Below are 22,079 nucleotides of genomic sequence, written 5' to 3' on the forward strand. Positions count from 1 at the left end.
CGAGTTAGTGGCTGCCTTCTTGAGCCTTGTCGGCGGCGTCCTCTCAATACATCCCGGTTTGAATTCCGCCCGACCGAAGCCAGCCCACTTCAGTCTACTCGGACCGGATCGTGCTGAAGGCGGAGTTTAGCGAGTTGTTGGATGACTGCCATGACGCAAACTAACCATGCCATTAACCTGAGCCGCATCCGGGGAGTTTCTGCTTCCTGCCTGAGCTCACTGCGGCCAGGTGATGGCAAGCGTTCAACCCAGCTTTCGCAATAGGGTTATCGAGGGGTTGGGAAGTTGAAGAGCCTGGAGCTTCAACGGTATCGGTGAGGGTGATCGCCTAAGTCTTAAGCCCCACAGCTTTGGTGTCTCAGCGATCGCTCCAGTGCTATAGTTAAACATGTTACATCGGCTAGAATGCGCTCTTCCAGGCGACTAAGGGAATGAGCAACAACACCCCATTCAAAGAGGCGATCGCCCAGCTGCAGTAGATGAACCACTTCCCTGTTGAGCGAGCCATCCAGCGATAGCGAACCAACAGCCAAACGAAGATCCACTTCAATAAACAACCTCCGACAGCCATAAACCCAAGATAGGTTGCCGCACGATCGCTGATATCACCGGGATAGAGCTCAGGATTGGCAATAAAGAAACTGCAAATAGCAATCATGCCAGTGGTTAGCACCAGAATGAACAGGCTCAGCAGGCTGAGGCAGATAACCAGAATGGTTTTAATCAGAGGTGATCGCACGAATGAAGAATCGTGAGACATGGTTGGCTAAAGAGCGAAGGCAGAATCCATTTGCTAAACATGTGGACTTAGGCACGCTATCGTAATCACAGAAAGCTATATCTGTGTGGTGACAGATGGTGTTTCAATAGAAGATCGCCAAAGAGCGCAAGCTAACACGCCGCTGCAACGGGCTATTTGTAAGTGCTGGTGACCTTGCAAAGTTTACTTGCAACCATCGGGCTGTGCTGTTAGGCGGTTCAGGAGTGGCGAAGAAGCAGTGTGAAGCTGCTGGCTTCAATCGCATTGGGCTCCTTCTGCAAACCCAGGCTGCTGATCATGCAGCTGAGGAACCTTTTTCAGCCAGCTCATCGGAATGGTCTCCCTGGCGAGCACAGTCGTTATCGATTGCCTGATACGCGCTCCGACGCCGACAATCCCTCTTCTGCGCTGGTTGATGACAAGCAACCCAAGCATGTGGCGGATATCCTGGCTGGCCCTGGTCAGGTGAGGATTCACTCCAACCTGCTCCACAGGCGCTCAACAAGCCGCTGAACAGGAATTCTGGATTCAGAACTAGATCATTCAGTCGATCACTGCTTATTCCTGTTCTGCATCGATTCGCCTGCCAGAGCCATCACCAGCACTGCAGGAACTTTCGGCTTGCCAGTCTGAGACCAGCCCTGCTGAACGAAAGCCTAGAAGAAGTTCTCCAGCAAACAGTTAAAATCAGACATTAATGATTCGGCATTCCGGTAGTCACTGCCATGGCTCAGGACAACCGAGCTGTACAGAACCATGGTGAGGGTCTTCAGGGAGAACAAGATCGCTGGTGCTCACGGCCACGAGTCTCACGGTCAGCAGCCTGGGCGACCGGGTGGGGGCGCGAACTCTCAACACCGCCGGGATGCTCAGCATCAGCATCAGCATCAGCATCAGCATCAGCATCAGCATCAGCATCAGCACCGGCCTGGTCGGCCTGTCCTGGCTAGGTCCTGACGCCTCCACCACCGCCATCGTGTGGCCCCTGGTGATGCTGGTCGTGGGCGGCGGGCTCTTTTTCCGCCCAACAACAGCGCCACCCTCAACACCATTCCACTCGAGCACCTCAGTGTGGCCAACGGGTTCCACTCGATGGCGCGTGCCTGAGCGGACAGCTCCTGGGCGCCTTTCTGGAGGCCCAGCACTTGTGGCCTATCGACTGGCGGCAACCATGGGACTGCTCGGCGCGGTGGTGTCTGTTATGCGCGGGGCGGAGCTTCCCGGGAGCGCACCGATGGGGCCCAAGCCTGTCGCAACGGTCAACGACAGCTGTCGGCGCTGAGGGCCCACGCCTGCGGTGCCAACCTCCGCGGCGCCGCGTTGCTCACCAAGCTCCGGCTTAACCTGAACACCGTTTTCAGCCGCGCGGAGCACCGGGCCCTTGGCCTGGAGGCCATGCCGCCCCTGGGAGGTTTTGCCCCAGATGAAGACCGCAGCCACTGCCTGGAATCTGGCCAATCATCTCAGCATTCGTGAAGACATGGCTGCCTATTGCAAAGCCTCTCTAGGTGATAGTGCTCGTGCCAAAGGCATGACACAGATGGCAAGGGAAGCTGGACTGGGTCGCGAAAGTCTCTATACGGCGCTCTCCTCTAGCGGTAATCCCGAACGTGGAACTGTCTTGAAGGTTGGTTCGGCACTCGGGCTTCAACTGCATGCCAGTCCTGCTGGTAAAGTGGACACGGCTGTTTAACAATGCCACTCACCTAGTCCGCCTCCACATCACTCTTAGCCGACGCCTGAGATCACACCGGCCAGGTGAAGGCAATTGTTCTAACGATGGAGCAGTAGCGCCATGAAAGTGATCCTTCTGGGAAACGCTGGAGCAGGGAAGAGTACCTTGTCGAGGCTGTTGCTTGCGAAGCGACCAGCCGCTCGACTATCGCTGGATGAGGTGGCGTTCCTCGGCGGCGCTCAAAGGCGGCCACTTCAAGATAGTATCGAAGATGTAAGGTGTTGGATTTTACGGCATTCCAGCTGGATCATCGAAGGCTGCTACGCGGACATTATTGAGCCTGTATTGGTCTACTGCGATGAACTGATCTTCCTGAATCCTGGGGTAGATGTATGTGTGGCCAACTGCCGCTCGAGACCTTGGGAGCCGGAGAAGTTTCGTTCCCGAAAGGAGCAAGATGAGAACTTGGACAACCTGATCCAATGGGTTCGTACCTATGAGAAGCGTTCTGATGAGTACGGCCTTCCCAGACATCGAGCCCTCTACGACTCTTTTGATGGCAAGAAATCTGAGTTTACGCAGCTATGCCAGTATGAAACGGTATGGCAAGACCATTCATCCAGGCAGCTGTAGCAGGGTGGCTGCCTGGATCCTCACAGTTCTTGCGGTTTGGTGATGCCCGCCGTTTGGCCGCATCCTTTGCCAGAAGATGTTGAGATAGGCTTCTGGCATTCCCTTTCCCAGTGCACGGAGTCGTCGAGATGAGGTCATCAAGCCAACATTGTCTGGGACTTGCCGTTGCCGCTCTTGTTGCGAATGCGGCCACCACTGCATCGGCTCAGACCTTCCAGATGACCACGCCAATACCACCTGGAGTGGCCACTCCTGACCGGTTGGAGACGTCGATCGGCCCGTTGAACCTTATCGATGGTTTCCCGCAGCCAGATACCATCGAGAAGATCTACGACAACCTGGATCGCTCCCGCGCTTTACAGGCCTACCTGCTGGCCATTCCGATTGTGAATCAGGCCGGTATGCGTGAATCGTTGCGCAAGTTTGGCCCCGAGAACACCACCAACGTGATCTGGGAGAACCTGGTGGATCCCAGAACAATAGAACTCACGGCCAACGACAACACGGTATACAGCTTTATCTGGCTCGACACCAAGCAGGGTCCCCTGGTGGTCGAGGTTCCACCCAAGGTGCTGGGTGCTGTCAATGACTTCTGGTATCGCTGGGTGGCCGACATCGGCATCACGGGGGCCGACAAGGGCGCGGGCGGCAAGTACCTGTTCCTGCCACCGGGGTATCAGGGCGCCATCCCGCAAGGCTATGTCGTGGTCAAACCCAAAACCTTCGGCAACTGGCTGTTCTTCCGCTCCTTTCTGGTGGATGGTTCCACCAAGCCAGGGGTGGAGTCGGTGAAAGCGAATCTGAAGATCTACCAACTCTCCGATGCTGCCAACCCTCCGGCGGTCAAGTTTGCCAATGCCTCAGGCGTGCCAGCCAATTTCGTTGCCCCTGGCGACTACTCCTTCTGGGCGCTGCTCAACCAGGTGATTCAGGAGGAACCTCCCACCGGCGCTGACCCCACCACGTTGGGACTGTTCGCCTCGATCGGCATTGTCAAAGGCAAGCCCTTCAACCCCAACGAGCGCTGGAAAGCCATCCTCGCCGACGCCGCCAACATCGGTGCCGTGACGGCACGAACCCTGGCTCTCAAGATTCGCGAGCCAGAAGCCTATTTCTATCCCAACAGTTCCTGGCGGTTGCCCTTCTTCGGTGGATACAGGTTCGAAGTATCCCCAGGTGTGGCCAACCTTGATGGTGCGATCTTCTATTACTACTTCGCCACCGGTGTGACGCCGGCCATGGAAGAAAAGATTGTCGGCAAGGGATCCCAGTATCCCTGGGCCGCGTTGGATTCCAAGGGCGATCGCTTCGATGGCGGCAAAACCTATCGGTTGCGCCTGCCGCCCAACACTCCCGTGGCCGATTTCTGGTCTGTGATCGTGTACGACACGCAGACCCGTTCCATGCTGCAGACAGACCAGAAAGCACCGAGCGTCAGCAGCCAGAACAAGGGCATCAAAACCAATGCCGACGGTTCTGTCGATGTCTGGTTTGGCCCAAAGCCCCCTGTTGGATTCGAGAAGAACTGGGTGCAGACGATTCCTGGCAAGGGCTGGTTCACGCTTCTGCGCCTCTATGGTCCGTTGGAGCCCTGGTTCAACAAAACCTGGCGGCCAGGTCCAATCGAATTGCAGAAGTGATTCAGTGATCAACGTCATCGCCCCCTCGTGATCACCATTGGCTCGGACTGCTTGAATCGCAGTTAGGGAGTGTGAACCCTCCCGAACGACACTGCTGTGCAATGTGTCGTGTCTGTCCTTCATGCAGGCCACAGGCTCGGAATGAATGGACAGCTACTGTTGAACGACCTGATCCGATCGAATGGAGCGGTGGCTGGTGATGATCCCGGCCACCAGGACTACCATTCCTGACACTGTGACCAAGCCGACTGGTTCTCCCAACAGCACAGACGCGCTTCAGTTGATCACCCTGTTCCGCCGCCTTCAGCATGGCCGCCCCTGGCAGCATCAGGCAGATGGCGATCAGGCTCAGACTGATCCAGAAGGGTTGAGACTGGCAACACGAGGGCGACCAACAGGGTCAGGCTGATCACCGACAGGGATTCGAGGGTGAAGGAGTAAGCGATCGGGCCGATGAACAGACCCAGGCCAGCATCGATGATCAGCAACCACCGGTCCGTCGGATTCAGTTCACCAGCTGGGCCACGAAGAATACGTTGCAGAAGCTGATCGGGTTTTCCCCATGCACCGGGTGGGTGGTGCCATAGGTCTGCAGGGCTTTGAGAACTGTGGCATCCAGCCCTTTGAGCAGCACGTACAGGCTGAGTGGCAGAACGCGCCGCCAATCCAGATCCTTCCGTTCCAATCGGCAGCTCCGCGGCTCCTGGGCAAGCCGAAACCATGCAGGGCCCTGCCTCGATAGAGATCGCCCAGGCAACTCCCATGGCCATGCAGAGCTTCCGCATGGCCGAAGCGCCTGTTACTGGCAGCTTCACCATCATCAAGAAAGCCGGCAAGCAGTTGCTTGTGATGAGCAACGACTTCAAGACCAAGGAGACAGCCCCCGACCTGAAAGTGGTCTTCAGCCCATCAGCAACCCCATTGGCAAGCACCAAGGCCCCCAGCTTTCCGCTCAAAGCCGGCAGCTACACAATCCTCGCCCCGCTTAAATCCGCCTCCGGCGCCCAGAGCTATGTGATCCCCTCCTCCATCGACCTCAGCCAGCAGGGGTCGGTGCTGATCTGGTGCGAGGCCTTCAACGCCACAATGGCCTGGGCACCCCTGAAGCCCTGAGCCACGCAGGCCGTCGACTGCCTCTGGCTGCTTCAATCGGCCCTGGCCGTTGCCCTTGCTGGGCATGGGGCTCGCGGGCCTGACGCTGTTCTCTGTGGCCTGCCGTCCTGAGATCCACAACCACCTGCGCTGGCGCCGGTTGCATGTCAGTGCCAACGTGCTGACCACCCTGATCGTTCTGGCCCAAGGGCTTCTTCTCGTGAGCTCAATCACAAAGCCATTCCCCTTTGCGATGTCACCAGATAACACCGCAACTTCATCATCTAGGCGGGGCTGGACACCTGAAGTTGCCGCGGCACCTCATAGTGGAGCTCAGCAAAGGCCTCGCCCAAGGCACGCGCCGAGGTGAGCCTCAGGGGTGGGAAGGCGATCTGCCGCGGTAGGAGCGGCGAGCCCTGCCCCAGGGTCACCGAGGCCACCTGAATGATCAGTTCATCAAGCAGGCCAGCATCGAAGAACTGCGCGGCCAACTCGCCGCCTCCGGCAACCCAGATGTTCTTCCCCTCAGCTGTGGCCACCATCTGTTCGTGCACGTGAGTGACAGTGCCAGATACGAAGCGCAGATCGGCATCCCGCACGGTGGGTAGCTTGCGGCTCGAGAAGACCCACGTGGGCTGTTGATAAGGCCAGGACTTTTCTTCTGGTGTTCCCGCTTTGATGTGATGATCCAATAGCCACTCATAGGTGGATGAGCCCATGGTGATCGCACCAACCTCAGCAAGGAAATCTTCGTAGCCTGTGCCTTCAGCTTCTCCGAACTGAAGCAGCCAGTCCAAGGAGTTGTCCTTGGTGGCGATGAAGCCATCCAGGCTGGAGGCGGAATAGTACTGAGTTTTCACTGACGGGCTGACGATGTTGATGATCAAGACAACAACCGTGGCCAAGCGAACCTGATCACAGCGGTTGTGTACTGTGGCAGCATGCATGCCCTTGTGGGCTGAGCGCAATGACCGGAGCACCACATGTGCCGTAGATCAGCATCTTGATTGCGTCTTGAGCAACCAGGGGAAAGCCTTCGGGCGGCTTCATCATCTCTAGGCGATCAAAGACCCTGGTCAAGTTGACTGATTCTGGCATTGCCCGATTAGGTCGATAGTCCTGCCGGGGATGTTGCTGCCAACCTCACGCCAGATGAGATCAAAGATTTCCTTGGCGTACTCACAGGCTGGGCTGGGGTTATGAGGATGGTATTCCTTACACCCACCAGCCCGAGGGGCTCGCCCACGCTGATATCACTCTGCCGACAGAACTCGATTCGATCGAAGGTGACGACATGAGCTGAAGTCAACGTCTTCCTTCAGTCCAAGAGGACTGATCAGCGTGCCCCCAGCCCATGTCGAAAGACACAGGGGGCTCAATCAGCCACGCCAAGTCGGAATTCCTCCCTCTAACAGGGTGCCACGCTGACGCCAGATGGCCTCAGGAGTGACAGAAATCCCGTGCTCAAACGCTAGATGGGCCGCTTCCTCTGTGGTGGTCGTCCCAGACAGCGCATTGGCAAAGCTTTGATCTTGTTGCAATAGCGTCTTGAGTTGATGCAGGGCGTCTTCGTTCGGAGCAGTGGCAGAGGTGGTCGGTAGGTCGCAGGTGGCCATTGGGCCCCTATCTCGAAGTAATTCCACCCTAGGAACGTTGACTCTGGGATGCATCACCTGATGTGGTGAGGTTTTGGACGAGCAGCTACGGCGGTCGGCTGACCTTGCAGCTTTCCTGACCATCAGTGGTAGCAAGGGGTGTGATGCCCAGTGACTCAGCTGCGAGTACCGGCTCAGCACACTCAGACCATGCCCGCCTCCAGTTTTCTGAGAGCTGGTGGGTAGGCAGGCCGTTCTCCACTGCTGGAGGATCTCCAGGGGCGTACGCCCCTAGTTGTGTTTCCCCACCAGGTTGTTCATGCCTGCAGCTGAGCAGGCAGCTGCAGAGTGGCCTCCTCCCCCAGTAGCTGCTCGATCAGAAGAAGAACTTCACACCGGCTTCGACGCCATTCTGATTGATGTTGAAGGCATTTTCGGGATCCTCTCCATTGCTTCCCCCCAGGTGCAGATAGCGCCAGGAGATGTTGAGCTGGGTGGAGTTGCCGATGGCATAGCCCACCCCCAGCTGCGTGTTCCAGGAGTAATCATCGGCGTTGTTCAGCCCGAATCCGCCGATGTCGGCGCGGGCGAACAGCCTGAGGCGAGGGGAGAGAAACAGCATGGCCTGGCTGCCCAGCAGGGGCTGAGCCACAGTGCTCCCGAACGACTGTTGTGGTTGAAGGTTCAATCCCTCAAGCGTCCTGGATCCCTCCAGGCGCGGCCCTCTGAAGGTGAGGGTTCGGCCGGGACCGCTGCTCTGCACGGCCAGGTTGTACTGCATGTTCACGAACCGCACGCCCGCGTAGGGGATGACAGCGAAGCTGCCGGCGCGGGCCACGGCTGATTCCCGATCGCCGAAGCGATAGCGCAGGGCCAGGTCGTAGAGGCCTTGAATGTTGCTGATGCTGGCAGCGACGCTGCGTTGGCTGTCAGGGGTGAGGGTGAGGCTGCGGCGGCCGAGCGGGCCTTCGATCGAGCGTGTTGTGATGTCCTGCAGCCTGCCTTCTTCCCCGGCGACGGAGACATAGCTGATGTCGGTGAGGAGGCCGATGCGGCCGTACTCCACACTGCCGCGGATGGAGGCCACACCGGTGAGCGCCTTCAGCACCTGGCCGAGGTTGAGATCCAGTTCGGTGTCGAAGCCTTTGACGGTGGTGGACCCGGTGGTGCGCAGCGGCGCGAATCCATAGAGCTCAACACTGCCGGCCCACGGCGATGGTGCGCCTTCGCTGGCCGCCGGGTCAACGGAGCCTGGTTCAAGCTGGGCCGTCTCACTCAGACCCGTATCACCCTGAGCTGGTTCACCCTGAGCTGGGTCGGCCTGAACGGATGCCCTCAGGATCGGCCCCATCAAGCTGGAGGCCGCCGTAGCCGGCTCAGCAGCGTTCGCCACAGAGGCCTCGAGGGCGCCACCCAGAGCAGCGATCAGCCACACAGCGCTGAACCGCTGGAGCGGAAGCGCTGAACGACCAGCGTGAGAGCGAGGCAGGCACCAGACCATCGGCTGAAGGGAAGGGAGTGACATCACTTGTTCGAGGCCGGTGTCAGAAGGCTTTGAACACGCAGAGCATCCCACAAGGGGCCGTGCCGGTATCGACGGGAGGCTCGATTCGAAGGGGCGGAGGCTGTGGCCGTTGCGGCGGGCTGCGCTCATCGGCCACCCAATCCGCCGGCGATCAGCAGCACCAGGGCCACCAGGCCGATCAGGGTGAGGGCCAGGGCCGTCGCCGTGGCGATCGAGGCCTTTTCGATGTAAATGAAATCGTCATGCTTCAAGCGCCGCACCACCCTGCGGTGCTGACGCGTGGCCGCTGCCATGGCCACGATCCCCGTGACCACAAACCCGATCGAGATCAAGCGCACGCTGAGATGGGCATGGGAGCTGCCCTCAAAGCGGCTGGCCTCGATCGCTCCGATGATCTTGTCGAGACCGAAGCCGAAGCTGATCAGCGACAGGCAGGTGCGGATCCAGGCCATCAGCGTGCGCTCCGCCGCCTCCCGGTTGCGTTCCTTGGCCAGTTCATTGGTGAGGTTCATGGGGTGTCAGATGGGGAGGATGGTGTGATCAGGATCCAGGCGGCAGCGGCTGGTCTTGTTCCAGCCGCCGTTCAGCCTCCAGTTCCCTGGCGAGGAACACATTGAGGAAGGTGCGGATCACGGCCACCGTCGCCAGTTGGATCAGGTTGCTGTCCGTGGGAGCTGTGGTGGTGGCGACGATGTCGGCACCAAGCTGAAACTCCAGCGCCATCGATAGCCAGCTGCCGAAACAGAGGCGAACCGCGCTGGGGGGGCGGCGTCCGCGATGGGCCAGCACGGGCAGGAACGGCAGGGCCAGGCGAAAGGTGGCGATCATGCCGGCCACCACACAGAGCACCGACAGGGCTTCCAGGCTGAGGCGAACGACAGTCGCCAGACCCTGCAGCAGGGCCTCGGAGGATTCAAGCCAGGGCATCTACAGGGCGGCGAAGGGCACCGACTGCCTCTGGCGTTGCCAGCGCAGAAAGGGAATCGACAGCAGCACGGTGACCACGAGGTAGGCCAGCACCGCGAGTTTCAGGCCAGGAACGTCGCTGCCGTACGTCGTCGCGAACAGCAGGGCCAGGCCCGGGTTCCGCATGGAGGTGACCAGGGCGATCGTGACGCGTTCCCGCGGCTCAGGGCCAGCGATCCCGTAGCCGATGGTCAGAGACGCCAGCACCATCACCGCCATGAAGGGCAGAGCCAGCAGGTTGGCGCCCACGAACGCGACCAGCAGGGGCAACGACTTGACCAGCACCAGCACGATCAGCAGCAGCAACAGGCCATTGGCCAGCTTGTCGAGAGGACCGGACAGCCGCTCTGCCAAGCCAGGTCGCCAGCGCCTCAGCGTCAGGCCCGCCAGCAGGGGCAGCACCTGGGTCTTGCCCACCTGCAGGGCTACCGTCCTCGCTGTGATGTCCCAGCCGGATACCCCGAAGGAGGACTGGTACAGATCGGCGATCAGCGGAATCGACACGATCGCCGCCACGGCCACACAGGCCTGCAGGACAGCGGCCAGCTCACGGTCGCCGCCGACCTTGCCCGCCTTGCGCAGGGTGAGCGGAGCGCTTGGGGAGGCCGCCATCAGGGCGATGCCGATGCGGGCCGGTTGGGTCAGGGCCAAGCTCAGCGGCAGCTTCATCAGCAGCAGGGCGACCAGGGGCACCAGCACACAGGAGCCGATCAATACCCGGATCACCAGGGCGGGTCTTCGGCTCAGGCGAACGATCGCCTCTCCAGTCAGACCCACTCCCAGAGCGAACATGATCGTGAACAGGGCGGCGCTGACGATCAACAGGGAGGGCTGGCCCATGGCATCAGATGGCAGGAGAAACAGATGGAGCTGACTGGATGGAGAGAAATCGAGCCAGCTGGATGGAGCGAAAAGGAACGGGCTGAATGGAAACTGGGCGTTTCAGGCGTGAGTGACTGAGGTTCAACCGCTGGGATCCAAGCTGGTTTCACTCAGATCGGCCTCCTGGAACACAGCGCCGGTCAGGATGGCGCCGCGGAGATCGGCCTTGGTGAGGATGGCGCGGGTGAAGTTGGCCTGGCTGAGGTCCGCCCCGGCCAGATTGGCCTCGCTGAGATCGGCCTCCGTGAAGTTGGCCCCTTGCAGATCGGAACCCTGCAGATTCGCCTTGCGCAACACCGTTGCGCTGAAGTTGCCGCCTCGCCAACGGCTGAACGGAATCTTGATCCCCTCCAGATTCGTGGCCTGCAGATCGAAACCGTCCTGCCAGATGCCATCAGAGCACAGATCTTCAAGGGCGCGGATGCGTGCCAGGCTGAATCTGATGCCAGCCTCTTGCTGCGCCAACAACAGCGAGAGTTGCTCGTGATGTTCTCTCTCCTTGCGACGACCCGCCTCCAGGATGTAAACAAGGCCGGCAGTGACGATGCTGAACGACTCCACATTGTCAATGCTGATGACGTCCAGGAAATTGCTGGTCAGGCAGTTCTCGCTGGGTTCGGCTCCATGGCAGTTGTCGAAACGATTGACGACGGACAGCAACACAAAGGATAGGGTTGCTGCCATCAACAGCCTGAATCTGAAGGAGCGATCCAGCAGCAGGAAGAACGGTGACTCGCGGCGGAGCTGCTGACGGGTCAGCCAGGTGGATCGTTTGGGCAGTGTCATCGGAGGAGTGATCACCTTGCGGCAGGCGTCAGCCAAGGGGTGGAAATCAGCTGACAGAAAGGGATGGCGGCGCCATGGCTTCAGGGCCGCACGATGCAGCGAAAGCCCATGTGGCCGGTGGAGGTGTCGATGCCCTGGGCCATGCGCGCCGCCGGCCGGTAGCGACGGCAATAGCTGGGGGCGCACAGAAACGAGCCGCCCTTCACCACCTTGCGGGGCATCGTTCCGTGCTGGCTGTCGGGGTCGATGCTGGCCTCCCGGGCGTCAGCCGCTCCGGCGCAGCAGCCGCTGCTCCCCTCAGCCGGTAGCGCCCCATCGGCCTGGTGCGGGTGGGGGCCGTACCAGCTATCGGTCCACTCCCACACGTTGCCGATGCAATCGAGCAGCCCGAAGCCGTTGGCAGGAAAGGCACCCACCGGCGAGGTGCCGGCATAGCCGTCCAGCAGGCTGTTGTGGTGGGGGAAGTCGCCCTGGAAGGTGTTGGCCACCGGGCGGCCCTCCGGGTGCAGCGCATCCCCCCAGGCGAACTCGCAGCCTTCACGGCCGCCCCAGGCGGCCCGCTCCCATTCCGCTTCGCTCGGCAGCTTCTTGCCGCACCAGGCGGCATAGGCGGCCGCATCCTCATGGGCCACATGCACCACCGGATGCTGCGGGCGGTTCCTGATTGAGCTGCCGGGGCCCTCCGGGTGACGCCAGTCGGCGCCGGGGATGTACTGCCACCAGCGGTAGGGATCGCCCGTTCCCACCGACCCCGGCGGGGGCACGAACACGATCGAGGCGGGCGCCAGCCGCTCTGGTGGTGCCTCGGGGTAGAGGGCCGGATCGGCCGGCCGCTCGGCCAGGGTGCGGTGGCCCGTGGCCTTCACGAACTTGAGGAACTGGGCGTTGGTGACCGGGGCACGGTCGATCCAGAAGCCCTCCAGCGCCACCCGGTGGGCCGGAGCCTCCTCCGGGTAGTGGTGGTTGGAGCCCATCAGGAACGTGCCCGCGGGGATCCAGGCCATGTCTCGCGCCGGCGGTCGCCCCGGCCGGAGAGCCGGGGCAAGGGAACGGTTCGAGGCCATGGCGACTCCGCGGAACGCTGCGTTGTTCAGTGGCCGCCGCTCGCTGCGGAGGTCATCTTCGCGATCACCTCCTCCAGTGAGAAGCTCGCCGCCTTCTGGCGGGGCGGATAGGCCTGGAAGGTGGCCAGGAACCGCCCGACGATCACCTGGGCGGGCACCAGCGCAAAGGCATGGTCCAGCATCCAGTCCCAGTAGGTGTTGGAGGTGATGTCGGCCCGCTCATAGGGATCGGTGAGCAGGTTGAAGATCTTCGGCAGGCGCAGGACAACGAACGGCTCTGCCCAGATCTGGCAGGTGCCAGGCTGGCGTTGCTCCATGAACACAAACTTCCAGTTGTCGTAGCGCAAGCCAGTGAGGTCGCCGTCGTCGGAGAAGTAGAAGAACTCAACCCGGGGGCTCACGTCGGCCTGGCCCGTCCAGTAGTCGAGCATGTTGTAGCCGTCCAGGTGGATCTTGAAGGTTTTCGATCCCACCTGATGGCCTGCGAGCAGCTTCTGCTTGATCTCCGGTTCCCCTGCCGCTGCTACCAGAGTGGGTAGCCAGTCGAGGTGGCTGACGATGCCGGTGAACAGGGTGCCGGGGGCGATTTTGCCGGGCCAGCGCACCAGGGCGGGCACCCGGTACGCACCCTCCCAGTTGGAGTTCTTCTCGTTGCGGAAGGGGGTCATGCCGGCGTCAGGCCAGCTGTTCATGTGCGGCCCGTTGTCGGTGCTGTACATCACGATCGTGTCATCGGCGATGCCCAGCTCATCGAGCAGGTCGAGCATCTCGCCGATGCAGTTGTCGTGATAGATCATCACGTCGTGGTATTCCGATTGCCATCGCCCCGACTGACCGATGTCCTGGGGACGGGCATGGGTGCGGAAGTGCATGTGGGTGGTGTTGAACCACACGAAGAAAGGCTCGCCGGAGGCCACTGCCTCACGGATGAAACGCTTGGCTTCGGCGAGGAACTCCTCATCGCAGTTCTCCATCCGCTTCTTGGTGAGCGGCCCGGTGTTCTCGATCCGCTGGGTGCCATCACCGTTGGCCCAGCAGTGCAGCACGCCGCGGGGGCCGAAGTTCTTCTTGAAATCGGGGAAGTCTTCCGGCTTGGGATAATCGCGCAGCTCCGGTTCCTCCTCAGCATTGAGGTGGTAAAGGTTGCCGAAGAACTCATCGAAGCCGTGCATGGTCGGCAGATGCTCATCCCGGTCGCCGAAGTGGTTCTTGCCGAACTGGCCGGTGCGGTAGCCCAGGGGCTGGAGCAGTTCGGCGATGGTGGGGTCCTCGGCGCGATAGCCCTGTTCGGCGCCCGGTAGGCCCACCTTGCTCAGGCCGGTGCGGAACACGCTCTGGCCGGAGATGAAGGCGGCCCGCCCGGCGGTGCAGCTCTGCTCGGCGTAGTAGTGGATGAAGCGCCCGCCCTCCTTGGCGACACGGTCGATGTTGGGGGTCTGATAACCCATCAGCCCATCGCTGTAGCAACTGAGGTTGCTCTGGCCGATGTCATCGCCCCAGAGGATCAGGATGTTGGGTTGTCCGTTGGGCATGGCAGGTGGAGGCTGGTGTTGAGGAGGCGGGCCCGGGGCTGGAGAAGGATGCAGCCCCGGCACGCTGATGAACTCAGCTACAACCTGCTGCCCATGGCAGGGTGGGGCCACTCAAAAAGTGCAGGCTTCGATGGCTCCGCTCCACAGGTTCGAGGCTGTTGAAGAGCTCGAAACCCAGCTGCGAGCGGTGGGCCTGGATCTCCGCCTGCTCCAGCTCTCCAACGGCAACCTCAGCGGCCGCCTGGTCACCCGCCAGCTCGGGCCGTTGCGGTTGCTGCGGCTTCAGGTCAACCGTTGTCTGCACGTGGCTGGCGGCAAGCCACGCGACCAACGGCTGATGGCACTGAACCTGGTGTCCGACCGCAACGCGCCGCCCCTGCGGGCCCACGGCACCGCCGTCGGCGCCGATGCGTTGTTCGGACTTGATCCCCAGGCGGACGTCCATCTCTCCACCCCTGAGCGGATGGATCTGGCCGTGGTGATGGTCAACCCCGGCACGCTGACGCGCTGGAGCAGCGGCAAGGGGAGCCTCGATCTGGGATCGGCGCCCTTCCGCTTCAATGTGCTGCCCATTGACGCCGCCAGCCGAACGCCGCTCCAGCGCTGGTTGCTCAATCTGCTGCCCCTCCATTCGAAGACACCCTCTGTTCCAGCGCCGTCAGAACCTGAAGGAAGTGCAGAGGGTCTCCTCCCACTGCTCGTTGACGCTCTGGAGCAGGGCCTCAGGCAACAGGGCTGGCCCGACCGCCCGCCGGCGCGGATCGAACTTGTCAAGCAAGTGCAGCGCTGGACGGAGGAGCATCCGCTCGAGCCGATCAGCCTGGAGGCGCTCTGCCGTGAGATGTATGTGGGGCGACGCACCCTGATCCAGGGGTTCCGGGAGCACCTGGGCATGGGCCCGATGGCTTACTTCAAGCTGCAGCGGCTGCATGGTGTGCGCCGCGGGCTGCTGGAGGCCCAGCCGGGCAGCGCAACGATCTCAGGGCTGGCGGCCTCCTGGGGCTTCCTCAATGCGGGGCATTTCGCCCGGGATTACCGCCGGCTGTTCGGAGAGCTTCCCAGTGCCACGCTCTCCAGCCGGCGCGGGTTGGCTCGCGGGGGGCACGGCACAGCGCTCGACCACTCCCCCTCCTGACCCCGTTGCCGCTGGTGGGGCCGCGAACACGCTGGCCCAGTCGTTGCGCATGCTCACCACCGTCCAGCCCCGCCGGGGCGCCTCGTTCAAGGCCCGATCGAGACGGCCGAAGGCCGACTCCCGGTCGTAGGCCACCTCCCGCTCGGCGTCGTCGTGGTGAACGATCACTCCCAGCCGTTGCCCCGGCTGGCTGGTGACCCACTCGAGCATCTCCAGATCGCCGTCGGAGTTGCCGAAAGCGGCGACCGGCCTGCGGCCAATCAGTTGCTCGATCAGGACCGGCTTCATGGCCCGATCGGCGATGGTCTGCATCTTGCTCTGGCGCTGGATCACCGGCAAACCGCCCTCGCGGGCATAGGTGGTGACGACGCTGGAGCCGATCACCTGCTCCGGAGGGATGCCGTAGACCTGCTCGGCGAACACCCGCATGAACTCCACGCCGCCGGCCGACACGATGTAGGTGCGGAATCCATTGGCACGCAGGTGCTGCAGCAGCTCCTGCATCGGCTGGTAGGTGAGGTCGGTGTAAGGCCGCTGCAGGGTCGGGTGGCAGGCGCTGTCCAGCCACGCGCGCACCTGATGGTGGAACGCCTCCGTGCTCATGCCGGCATGGGTGATCCCCACGAGTTCCAGCAGGCCCTTGATGTCCATGGGGAGCACGGCCTCCCCGTTGCCGGTAGCGGTTGCGGCGGCGATGACCGGGTTGGTGGCGAGCCCGGGCTGCTGGGCCACCAGGGCGCGGGCCCGCTCGATCGCGAAGGCCAGCTGCACGTACATCGGCTGCTCAGGCCAAAGCGTGCCGTCGTTGTCGAAGACGGCGATGCGCTCCTCGGGTGGCAGATAGCTCTCTCCCCCCGGCTGGCTGACGCTGGCGACGAAGGCCAGGATCCGCGATCGGGTGGCACCGTCCCGCCAGGACGGGAGCGGCTGCGTGGACCCCGCGGGGCTGGCCTGGTTCGCCATGGCGGGCGCCAAAGGGGCCATCATCGCCACAGCGAGCAGGCTTGCCGCCGCCGTGGTCAGGACTTCTTTTGCCACCAGCATCGCTCCCCGAAACTCCTTCCCTGCCAACCACTCTGGGGTGTTGCTGGGGGCGTACGGGCTGGTCGGATCCACCACCCCGGTGTTCCAGGCTTGAAGGGCAGGCTTGCTCTCAGGCGGCGTTGAGGAGAACCGCGGCAGCTTCCCGGGCGTGGATGGCAGCTCTGGAATCGCGCTCCAGGAAGCACAGCACCAGGGCACCCTCCAGTAAGAGGTGAAGGTGTGAGGCGAGGCGCTCTGGATCAGCGACGCCCAGGTCGCGGCATTGCCCTGTCAGCAGCTCCCGGCAGCCGGCCTTGAAGGCTTCCGCGGCCTGGCGTGGACGATCACCTGCGTCGGGGTATTCGCTGGCCGCTTTGATGAACAGGCAGCCGTGGAAGGTGGGTGAGCGGACCCAATCGGCCAGCCAGTCGAACACCGCCAGGACCCGGCCATGGCTTCCCCCCTTTGCCTGCGTGAGGCGGGTGGTGAGGCTGCTGGTGATCTGGCCGGCCAGGCGCTCGAGCACGGCGGCGATCAGCTCTTCCTTTGAGCCGAACTGCTTGTACAGGGTCATCTTGGCCACGCCAGCTTCGGCGAGCAGCGTGTCGATCCCCACGGCCCGGTAGCCCTGGCGGGCAAACAGCTCCTGGGCCGTGTTCAACAGGTCTTCGCGCTTGGCCGAGGCCCTGGCCGTACGGGTTCTGTCTGGTGCTGGCTTGGTGCTGGCGGCCCTCTCAGCCATGGCGGTCACGATCTGGGCCAACCCTAGGCGATAGACAGAACAGTCTGCTAACTTTCTGGTGTTCAGACAGGTCGGTCTACTTTCGGTGGACCGGGTTTCGGTTCTGTTCCGGGGCCTTGCCTCTCCCCTGCTTCTGCGCGCGCCTCCACCCCACTGCTCGCTTCACCATGCTTCGTCTCCACGGCCATGAACTCTCCGGCAACAGCGCCAAGGTGCGCCTCCTGCTCGACCTTCTTGGTGTGCCCTACGAGTGGGTGCGTGTCGATCTGATGAAGGGAGAACACAAGCAGCCCCCCTTCCTGGCGCTCAACCCCTTCGGCCAGGTACCCGTTCTGGAAGAGGGGGCCAGCGTCCTTTCCGACGCCCAGGCGATCCTTTACTACCTGGCAGCCCGACAAGGGGATGGTCAGTGGCTTCCCGTCGGCCCTTACGAGCAGGCCAAGGTGGTGCGCTGGCTCTCCACAGCCGCCGGTGAGGTACGGCAAGGCCCCGAAAACGCCCGCCTGTTTCACCGCTTCGGGGTCAAGAGCCTTTCGATCGAGCGCGCCCAGGAGAAGTCCAGCTTCATCCTCGGACAACTCGACCGGCACCTGAGCGATCGCCAGTGGCTGGAGCTGGAACGGCCGACGATCGCGGACATCGCTGTGTTCCCCTACATCGCTTTGGCAGGAGAGGGGGGGATCGATCTCACGCCCTATCCCAATGTCCTGGCCTGGATCCGGCGGATTCAGGCGCTGCCGGGCTATGCCCCGATCGCGGGCCTTGATGCAGAGCTGAGCCTGTAGCCATGACCGAGCACTACCTGCATCGCCATCTCACTCCAGCGGTGGCAGCGGCGCAGCTTCAGGCCTACGGGCAGAGCCAGGCTGGCCCGATGGCACCGCAACCGGATCGGCTGGGGGCACGGGAGGTCGCCTTCATCAGTGCCCGCGACAGCTTCTATCTCGCCAGCCTCACCGAATCGGGCGCCCCCTATATCCAGCACCGAGGTGGGCCGGTGGGCTTCCTGCGGGTGATTGATGAGCGCACCCTGGGATTTGCTGATTACGCCGGCAACAGGCAACTGCTCTCCACCGGTCATCTGCGAGCCGATCCGCGGGTGGCCCTGTTCCTGATGGATTACGGCGCCAGGCGACGGCTCAAAATCGATGCTGAGGCTGAAGTGGTTCCGCTTCACGCCAATCCAGTTCACGCAAATCCAGCGCCAAACCAGGCGACGTGGCTGCGGCCGCAGGATGCTGAGGCCGGTGCAGTGGAGCGCCTGTTTCGCCTCAAGGTGGTGGCCTTCGACTGGAACTGCCCCCAATTCATCACGCCCCGCTTCACGGCAACAGACGTGGAGGAGCGGGAACGGGCTCTGCGCGAGCGCATCGCCACCCTTGAGCAGCAACTGCTTGAACGTCAACGCCCCGCAAGGGGTCAAGACCAACAAGGAGAGGAACTCCGGGATGGCTGATGGCGCCACGATGACTGCCGGCAACAAGGCCGTCCAGCCACTGGCCTCTCGGTGAGCGGTGCTTCTCGCTCACTCAACAACGTCACGGACGGCGGCCTCTGCAGTGGCACTTCACCTCAATCGTCCTTGCGTTGTGCCGGTTGCTCAGAAGCCAAACACCCACCTGGACCAGCCCAGGATGGCTTGCCCCTTGAGCTGCTCGGTACCAACCCGCGCCACGGGCGGGAGCATCAACCTGGGCGCGCTGAAGAGCTAGACGACCAGGCTTCAGACAGGGCGGTGCAGGAAGTGCTGGCTGATCTGGATCAGTTCCCCCGCGATCACCACCACCAACAGGCGAAACACCCAGACCCGGGCGGCCGGCAACAGGGCGAGGCGAGCAGCCAGCATGCCGCCGCCGATGCTGCCGAATGCCATGGCGCCGCCGGGCAGCCAGGCCACATGGCCATCGCGGGCAAACACCAGCAGAGACACCAGGGTGGTTGGAATCAGTACCAGGTTCTTGACGGCGTTGGCCGCCGTGAGGGGGAGGCGCACCACCAGCACGAGAGCCAGGAGAAGGTAAGTGGCGGCGTCGAGCACGATGAACCCCACCCAGGTGCCGATGCCGAAGAAGATCAGCGCTTCCTTGAGACTGAACCGGGCCGATTCCTGGGGCGGCTGGTTCAGGGCGGCCTTCAGTTTGGTGAACAGGAGGATCAGGGCCACCAGTACGGCAGCCGTGATCGCCAGCCCCAGATTCCGCGCCGGTATCGCATCGGCCAGCAAGGCACCAGCCACACTGCCGAGCGTCGCCGGGCCGGCCACCCGCAGGGCCATCCGCCAGGGCAGGGCACCGGCTTGCGCGAAGGTGGCAACGGCCGTGGTGCAGCCCACGATCACCGGCAGGCGGTTGGTGGCGTTGGCCATCTCCGGATCCATGCCCAGGGAGATCAGCATCGGCAGGCTCACCGCAGACCCGCTGGAGGCCAGGGTGTTCAGAAAGGCGCAGACGGCCCCGGCCAGGCTGACGAGGCTGTAGTCCATCCAACCAGTCATTCGCCGAGGTCAGCAATCGCTGCCTGGAGTCTGGCTCCTGTTGGCTGGGAGGCTCTCGCATCCCGTGGCCGGGTCCGTCAAGGGAGCCGCTTGTCCATGCAAAACCCTTGGCGGACCTGGCTGCAGATCCAGAGGTGCAGCCAACGAACACCCTGCCTACCGCGTGAAGGCCTGCGATATCGGGCGCAGCGGCCATGGAACCGTAGCTTTAACCAACGCGTTGGCTTGATCCTCAGTTGAGCTCGTAGGCGTCAAAGCCCGGCAGTTCCTCGACTTGCTCCAGCAAGAATCAAGGGAACATGTAGCTGAGAGTACAGAGTCAATAATCTGCTAAAATTAGAAAGTATTAATAAGGAGAAGGTTTGGAACTGAGGAAGTCCGTTGTTCTCCTCGCCATGGCGCTCGGCCTGCTTCATGCAACCGCCAAGGCCGAACCGATCACCTTCTTCGTCGGTGCGGATCCACAGTACAGTTTTGGTGATGATGCCCTAGCCACTGAAACAGGCTTGCGCGCAGCCCGTATCTTGAATCATTGCACGGACTGTAGCAAGGTCCTCGTTGTTGCTGGTGATCTGTCCCACGACAAACCCGACAAAGCCCGAAAATACGGCGAAGTATTCCATCTCCCAATCGAGAAACTCGGCATCAAGGTATTTGATGGCCTTGGCAATCATGATAACGATAACTTCGCTGATGACTGGGTGAGTTTCGACAGTCCACGAGGTTTGTACCATATGGGCTCCCTTGCTTCCGACGACCGGGCCAAGCCAATGAGCTTGCAGGAGATTGAGGGGCATAACTTTGTTGCCCCTAGATTTTTAGGCTGGCGTGTCTACGATCTATTCCTTAGTCAGATTGACAATGAAGAAAAACCTTCTCAGGATGACATTATCTGGAGAGCCGCTACTTCCCTTAAGGATAGCAGGTATAACAATATGCTGACGAGTTGCGGCTCCTTCGGATACGGTGATGCTTGGTACTGCATGAATGAGGATGCCTATTACTATGCGATTGAGCTCAATAAGCCAACCAATAACTTCTCATTCAACTTGAATTTCTGGAGTACACCAAATCCGAAACCGGGTGTTCTCTTGGTCCAGCTGCACAACGAGCTTTACTCGACGACCTCTACGAGGTACCTCAAAAGAATTCGAGATAAGCTATCCAGTGAAGGACGCCTGGACCTACCGGTAATCCTCTTTTCCCACAGGTTAGATGGCACAATGTCACCAGAGTTTGAGCAAGTTGCAGCAGACATGAACATCGCTGCTGTTATCCATGGACACTACGGATGTGACAACCGCAGCTCACCCGAGAAGCTCAACGGGCACTGTGACGCCAGTAACACATGGGATGACCTTAGAAACTGGAAACAGGAGATCTACAATCGCAACAGAGTTAATGTACCCATCATTGATGTCAATGCGCTGCTGTACGGCATCTTTTGGGCAGTCCAGATTGATCCCAGCAAGGGAACGATTGGCTTTGTCCGATTTAACTCGAAAGAAATGATGGTGGAAAGTAGACGTGGCGGGAAGAGCTTCATTTCGTTGGAAACTGGTACGTTCGCGGATCTCATGACTCAGGTATTTCGAAACAATCCTAGTGCAATCAACATCCCGCGAAGGAAGAACGCCATCATGAAATGTGACTATGAAGCAGGTAGGGCGAATGCCAGCAATAATAAATACTCAGTTGCCAATTGCAGTTACTAATCATCTTTCCACGTTAATTCTGGCACCGTCTCTCTATTGGTCAGGCTCGTTTTGGCAATGGGCATGTAAGCTCTCGAGAATTGTTATTGTCAAGCCAAGCTTGGCGCTACAAGACTGGCGCTTGTGGGCCCCGCAGGCGCGGGTCTCCAGCAGACCCCCTCATCAAGGGGTTCCGCCAGAGGTCGCTAGGGCAGCTTCCAGTTGCCTTCGCAGCGGCGCAGTTCCAGCTCGATAGCGAGCCGGCGTGGAAAGGACTGCGGGGGCCAGGTCTGTCCCGTGTCAATCAGGTTGATGGGTGGCGTCAATCTGCTTAACCGGTAGAAGCAGTGCTATCGAGCCCTGCTGCTGCCTGAGAGTGCAGCTGTGATCGGGAGCGTGACCAGGCTGTCGTCAGGCGTCAGTCAAGTTGTCCTTCTGGCGGCAGCTCTCGCCGTTGATGCCCACGATGTGGCAGTGGTGCACCAGTCGGTCCACGGCTGCCACGGTCACGGAGCCGCTGGGGAAGATCTCGTCCCATTCCCGGAATGGTTGGTTGGAGGTCACCAGCAGGGATTTGCGCTTGTAGCGGCGGTAGATCAGCTCAAACAGCGCCAAGGTCTCCAGCTCGCTTCGGCGCCCCTAGGAGATGTCGTCAATAACCAGCAGGGCGTAGCGATCCAGCTTCTTGATCAGGGCCGGCAGCTCGTAGCTGGCTTTGGCCTTCAGCGTCTAGGCAAGCTTGACCAGCAAACACCTCTCTTGTTCTTCCTGGAGCGCGGTATCGGCACCCAACTCCACGCCCATCTTCTGATCCCCAAGCCCATCGCGGCTTTCGATGACA

Annotated in this window: 24 protein-coding genes and 1 pseudogene; 8 read left to right on the forward strand and 17 right to left on the reverse strand. The window is 61.3% G+C overall.

Annotated features, from left to right (window positions below; all coding sequences use genetic code 11):
• Positions 1-400: 400 nt before the first annotated feature.
• From ACWJI3_RS00585 to ACWJI3_RS00595, 3 genes are all read right to left on the reverse strand, one after another.
• Complete coding sequence (locus ACWJI3_RS00585) at positions 401-760, reverse strand: hypothetical protein (RefSeq protein ID WP_255099610.1); 360 nt, start codon at positions 758-760, stop codon at positions 401-403.
• Positions 761-1,015: 255 nt separating this feature from the next.
• Positions 1,016-1,237 carry a hypothetical protein gene (locus ACWJI3_RS00590; RefSeq protein ID WP_480202482.1) on the reverse strand — a complete coding sequence of 74 codons (222 nt, stop codon included), beginning with the start codon at positions 1,235-1,237 and terminating at the stop codon, positions 1,016-1,018.
• Between the two features lie 240 nt (positions 1,238-1,477).
• The gene (locus tag ACWJI3_RS00595) at positions 1,478-1,684 is read right to left on the reverse strand and encodes a hypothetical protein (RefSeq protein ID WP_480202483.1); all 207 of its coding nucleotides are present in this window, start codon (positions 1,682-1,684) and stop codon (positions 1,478-1,480) included.
• A 499-nt stretch (positions 1,685-2,183) separates the two neighbouring features.
• Here ACWJI3_RS00595 and ACWJI3_RS00600 point away from each other — a divergent pair, with 499 nt between their 5' ends.
• From ACWJI3_RS00600 to ACWJI3_RS00610, 3 genes are all read left to right on the forward strand, one after another.
• The gene (locus ACWJI3_RS00600; RefSeq protein ID WP_480202484.1) at positions 2,184-2,453 is read left to right on the forward strand and encodes an addiction module antidote protein; all 270 of its coding nucleotides are present in this window, start codon (positions 2,184-2,186) and stop codon (positions 2,451-2,453) included.
• Between the two features lie 102 nt (positions 2,454-2,555).
• Positions 2,556-3,068 (forward strand): P-loop NTPase family protein, encoded by a 513-nt coding sequence (locus tag ACWJI3_RS00605; protein WP_480202485.1) that lies wholly within the window; start codon positions 2,556-2,558, stop codon positions 3,066-3,068.
• A 242-nt stretch (positions 3,069-3,310) separates the two neighbouring features.
• Positions 3,311-4,708, forward strand: a complete 1,398-nt coding sequence (locus ACWJI3_RS00610) for a DUF1254 domain-containing protein (protein WP_480202486.1) — start codon at positions 3,311-3,313, stop codon at positions 4,706-4,708.
• A 284-nt stretch (positions 4,709-4,992) separates the two neighbouring features.
• Here the strand turns inward: ACWJI3_RS00610 and ACWJI3_RS00615 are convergent, their stop codons facing one another.
• Both ACWJI3_RS00615 and ACWJI3_RS00620 read right to left on the reverse strand, forming a co-directional pair.
• Positions 4,993-5,196, reverse strand: a complete 204-nt coding sequence (locus tag ACWJI3_RS00615) for a hypothetical protein (protein WP_480202487.1) — start codon at positions 5,194-5,196, stop codon at positions 4,993-4,995.
• A 17-nt stretch (positions 5,197-5,213) separates the two neighbouring features.
• A complete protein-coding gene (locus ACWJI3_RS00620) occupies positions 5,214-5,393 on the reverse strand; it encodes a hypothetical protein (RefSeq protein ID WP_480202488.1) in 180 nt (59 codons plus the stop codon).
• Between the two features lie 35 nt (positions 5,394-5,428).
• On the opposite strand from ACWJI3_RS00620, the gene ACWJI3_RS00625 reads away from it, so the two are divergent.
• Entirely contained in the window at positions 5,429-5,821 is a 393-nt protein-coding gene (locus ACWJI3_RS00625) for a DM13 domain-containing protein (protein ID WP_480202489.1), read from the forward strand.
• A 263-nt stretch (positions 5,822-6,084) separates the two neighbouring features.
• Here the strand turns inward: ACWJI3_RS00625 and ACWJI3_RS00630 are convergent, their stop codons facing one another.
• The 8 genes from ACWJI3_RS00630 to ACWJI3_RS00665 form a co-directional block, all read right to left on the reverse strand.
• On the reverse strand, positions 6,085-6,705 hold the full coding sequence (locus tag ACWJI3_RS00630) for a dihydrofolate reductase family protein (protein ID WP_480202490.1): 621 nt from the start codon (positions 6,703-6,705) through the stop codon (positions 6,085-6,087).
• 1,066 nt (positions 6,706-7,771) lie between these two features.
• On the reverse strand, positions 7,772-8,788 hold the full coding sequence (locus ACWJI3_RS00635) for a hypothetical protein (protein WP_480202491.1): 1,017 nt from the start codon (positions 8,786-8,788) through the stop codon (positions 7,772-7,774).
• Between the two features lie 257 nt (positions 8,789-9,045).
• On the reverse strand, positions 9,046-9,432 hold the full coding sequence (locus ACWJI3_RS00640) for a YidH family protein (RefSeq protein WP_480202492.1): 387 nt from the start codon (positions 9,430-9,432) through the stop codon (positions 9,046-9,048).
• A 28-nt stretch (positions 9,433-9,460) separates the two neighbouring features.
• The gene (locus ACWJI3_RS00645; RefSeq protein WP_255099599.1) at positions 9,461-9,847 is read right to left on the reverse strand and encodes a DUF1622 domain-containing protein; all 387 of its coding nucleotides are present in this window, start codon (positions 9,845-9,847) and stop codon (positions 9,461-9,463) included.
• Positions 9,848-10,726, reverse strand: coding sequence for a bile acid:sodium symporter family protein (locus tag ACWJI3_RS00650; RefSeq protein ID WP_480202493.1), 879 nt, complete (start codon positions 10,724-10,726; stop codon positions 9,848-9,850). It abuts the gene before it with no gap.
• A gap of 123 nt (positions 10,727-10,849) precedes the next feature.
• The gene (locus ACWJI3_RS00655; RefSeq protein WP_480202494.1) at positions 10,850-11,554 is read right to left on the reverse strand and encodes a pentapeptide repeat-containing protein; all 705 of its coding nucleotides are present in this window, start codon (positions 11,552-11,554) and stop codon (positions 10,850-10,852) included.
• Between the two features lie 80 nt (positions 11,555-11,634).
• Positions 11,635-12,558, reverse strand: a complete 924-nt coding sequence (locus ACWJI3_RS00660) for a formylglycine-generating enzyme family protein (protein ID WP_480202495.1) — start codon at positions 12,556-12,558, stop codon at positions 11,635-11,637.
• 86 nt (positions 12,559-12,644) lie between these two features.
• Positions 12,645-14,150, reverse strand: a complete 1,506-nt coding sequence (locus tag ACWJI3_RS00665) for an arylsulfatase (RefSeq protein WP_480202496.1) — start codon at positions 14,148-14,150, stop codon at positions 12,645-12,647.
• Between the two features lie 841 nt (positions 14,151-14,991).
• Between ACWJI3_RS00665 and ACWJI3_RS00670 the strand changes: the two are divergent.
• Positions 14,992-15,162 (forward strand): annotated as a pseudogene (locus ACWJI3_RS00670) (helix-turn-helix domain-containing protein); the annotation flags it as partial.
• Here ACWJI3_RS00670 and ACWJI3_RS00675 read toward each other — a convergent pair.
• Both ACWJI3_RS00675 and ACWJI3_RS00680 read right to left on the reverse strand, forming a co-directional pair.
• Positions 15,130-16,323 (reverse strand): HAD family hydrolase, encoded by a 1,194-nt coding sequence (locus tag ACWJI3_RS00675; RefSeq protein ID WP_480202497.1) that lies wholly within the window; start codon positions 16,321-16,323, stop codon positions 15,130-15,132. The pseudogene ACWJI3_RS00670 and the gene ACWJI3_RS00675 sit on opposite strands and share 33 nt — an antisense overlap.
• A gap of 115 nt (positions 16,324-16,438) precedes the next feature.
• Positions 16,439-17,050 (reverse strand): TetR/AcrR family transcriptional regulator, encoded by a 612-nt coding sequence (locus ACWJI3_RS00680; protein ID WP_480202498.1) that lies wholly within the window; start codon positions 17,048-17,050, stop codon positions 16,439-16,441.
• A 167-nt stretch (positions 17,051-17,217) separates the two neighbouring features.
• Between ACWJI3_RS00680 and ACWJI3_RS00685 the strand changes: the two genes are divergently transcribed.
• Both ACWJI3_RS00685 and ACWJI3_RS00690 read left to right on the forward strand, forming a co-directional pair.
• Positions 17,218-17,835: a glutathione S-transferase family protein gene (locus ACWJI3_RS00685; RefSeq protein ID WP_480202499.1), complete on the forward strand. Its 618-nt coding sequence runs from the start codon at positions 17,218-17,220 to the stop codon at positions 17,833-17,835.
• Between the two features lie 2 nt (positions 17,836-17,837).
• A complete protein-coding gene (locus tag ACWJI3_RS00690) occupies positions 17,838-18,506 on the forward strand; it encodes a pyridoxamine 5'-phosphate oxidase family protein (RefSeq protein WP_480202500.1) in 669 nt (222 codons plus the stop codon).
• A gap of 267 nt (positions 18,507-18,773) precedes the next feature.
• Here ACWJI3_RS00690 and ACWJI3_RS00695 read toward each other — a convergent pair whose 3' ends face one another.
• On the reverse strand, positions 18,774-19,544 hold the full coding sequence (locus ACWJI3_RS00695; RefSeq protein WP_480202501.1) for a sulfite exporter TauE/SafE family protein: 771 nt from the start codon (positions 19,542-19,544) through the stop codon (positions 18,774-18,776).
• Between the two features lie 395 nt (positions 19,545-19,939).
• Between ACWJI3_RS00695 and ACWJI3_RS00700 the strand changes: the two genes are divergently transcribed.
• A complete protein-coding gene (locus ACWJI3_RS00700) occupies positions 19,940-21,259 on the forward strand; it encodes a hypothetical protein (RefSeq protein WP_480202502.1) in 1,320 nt (439 codons plus the stop codon).
• Between the two features lie 390 nt (positions 21,260-21,649).
• On the opposite strand, the gene ACWJI3_RS00705 is transcribed toward ACWJI3_RS00700, so the two are convergent.
• Entirely contained in the window at positions 21,650-21,853 is a 204-nt protein-coding gene (locus ACWJI3_RS00705; RefSeq protein WP_480202503.1) for an ATP-binding protein, read from the reverse strand.
• Positions 21,854-22,079 lie beyond the last annotated feature (226 nt).

It is taken from the genome of Marcopretia estuarina LEGE 06307 (assembly GCF_056633115.1).

What these genes read in the sequence shown, in the direction of transcription:
- ACWJI3_RS00585 (WP_255099610.1), bottom strand. Translation starts at nt 760, where the DNA reads ATGTCTCACGATTCTTCATTCGTGCGATCACCTCTGATTAAAACCATT.
- ACWJI3_RS00600 (WP_480202484.1), top strand. Translation starts at nt 2,184, where the DNA reads ATGAAGACCGCAGCCACTGCCTGGAATCTGGCCAATCATCTCAGCATT.
- ACWJI3_RS00605 (WP_480202485.1), top strand. Translation starts at nt 2,556, where the DNA reads ATGAAAGTGATCCTTCTGGGAAACGCTGGAGCAGGGAAGAGTACCTTG.
- ACWJI3_RS00625 (WP_480202489.1), top strand. Translation starts at nt 5,429, where the DNA reads ATGCAGGGCCCTGCCTCGATAGAGATCGCCCAGGCAACTCCCATGGCC.
- ACWJI3_RS00640 (WP_480202492.1), bottom strand. Translation starts at nt 9,432, where the DNA reads ATGAACCTCACCAATGAACTGGCCAAGGAACGCAACCGGGAGGCGGCG.
- ACWJI3_RS00645 (WP_255099599.1), bottom strand. Translation starts at nt 9,847, where the DNA reads ATGCCCTGGCTTGAATCCTCCGAGGCCCTGCTGCAGGGTCTGGCGACT.
- ACWJI3_RS00650 (WP_480202493.1), bottom strand. Translation starts at nt 10,726, where the DNA reads ATGGGCCAGCCCTCCCTGTTGATCGTCAGCGCCGCCCTGTTCACGATC.
- ACWJI3_RS00655 (WP_480202494.1), bottom strand. Translation starts at nt 11,554, where the DNA reads ATGACACTGCCCAAACGATCCACCTGGCTGACCCGTCAGCAGCTCCGC.
- ACWJI3_RS00660 (WP_480202495.1), bottom strand. Translation starts at nt 12,558, where the DNA reads ATGGCCTGGATCCCCGCGGGCACGTTCCTGATGGGCTCCAACCACCAC.
- ACWJI3_RS00665 (WP_480202496.1), bottom strand. Translation starts at nt 14,150, where the DNA reads ATGCCCAACGGACAACCCAACATCCTGATCCTCTGGGGCGATGACATC.
- ACWJI3_RS00680 (WP_480202498.1), bottom strand. Translation starts at nt 17,050, where the DNA reads ATGGCTGAGAGGGCCGCCAGCACCAAGCCAGCACCAGACAGAACCCGT.
- ACWJI3_RS00685 (WP_480202499.1), top strand. Translation starts at nt 17,218, where the DNA reads ATGCTTCGTCTCCACGGCCATGAACTCTCCGGCAACAGCGCCAAGGTG.
- ACWJI3_RS00690 (WP_480202500.1), top strand. Translation starts at nt 17,838, where the DNA reads ATGACCGAGCACTACCTGCATCGCCATCTCACTCCAGCGGTGGCAGCG.
- ACWJI3_RS00695 (WP_480202501.1), bottom strand. Translation starts at nt 19,544, where the DNA reads ATGACTGGTTGGATGGACTACAGCCTCGTCAGCCTGGCCGGGGCCGTC.
- ACWJI3_RS00700 (WP_480202502.1), top strand. Translation starts at nt 19,940, where the DNA reads ATGGCGCTCGGCCTGCTTCATGCAACCGCCAAGGCCGAACCGATCACC.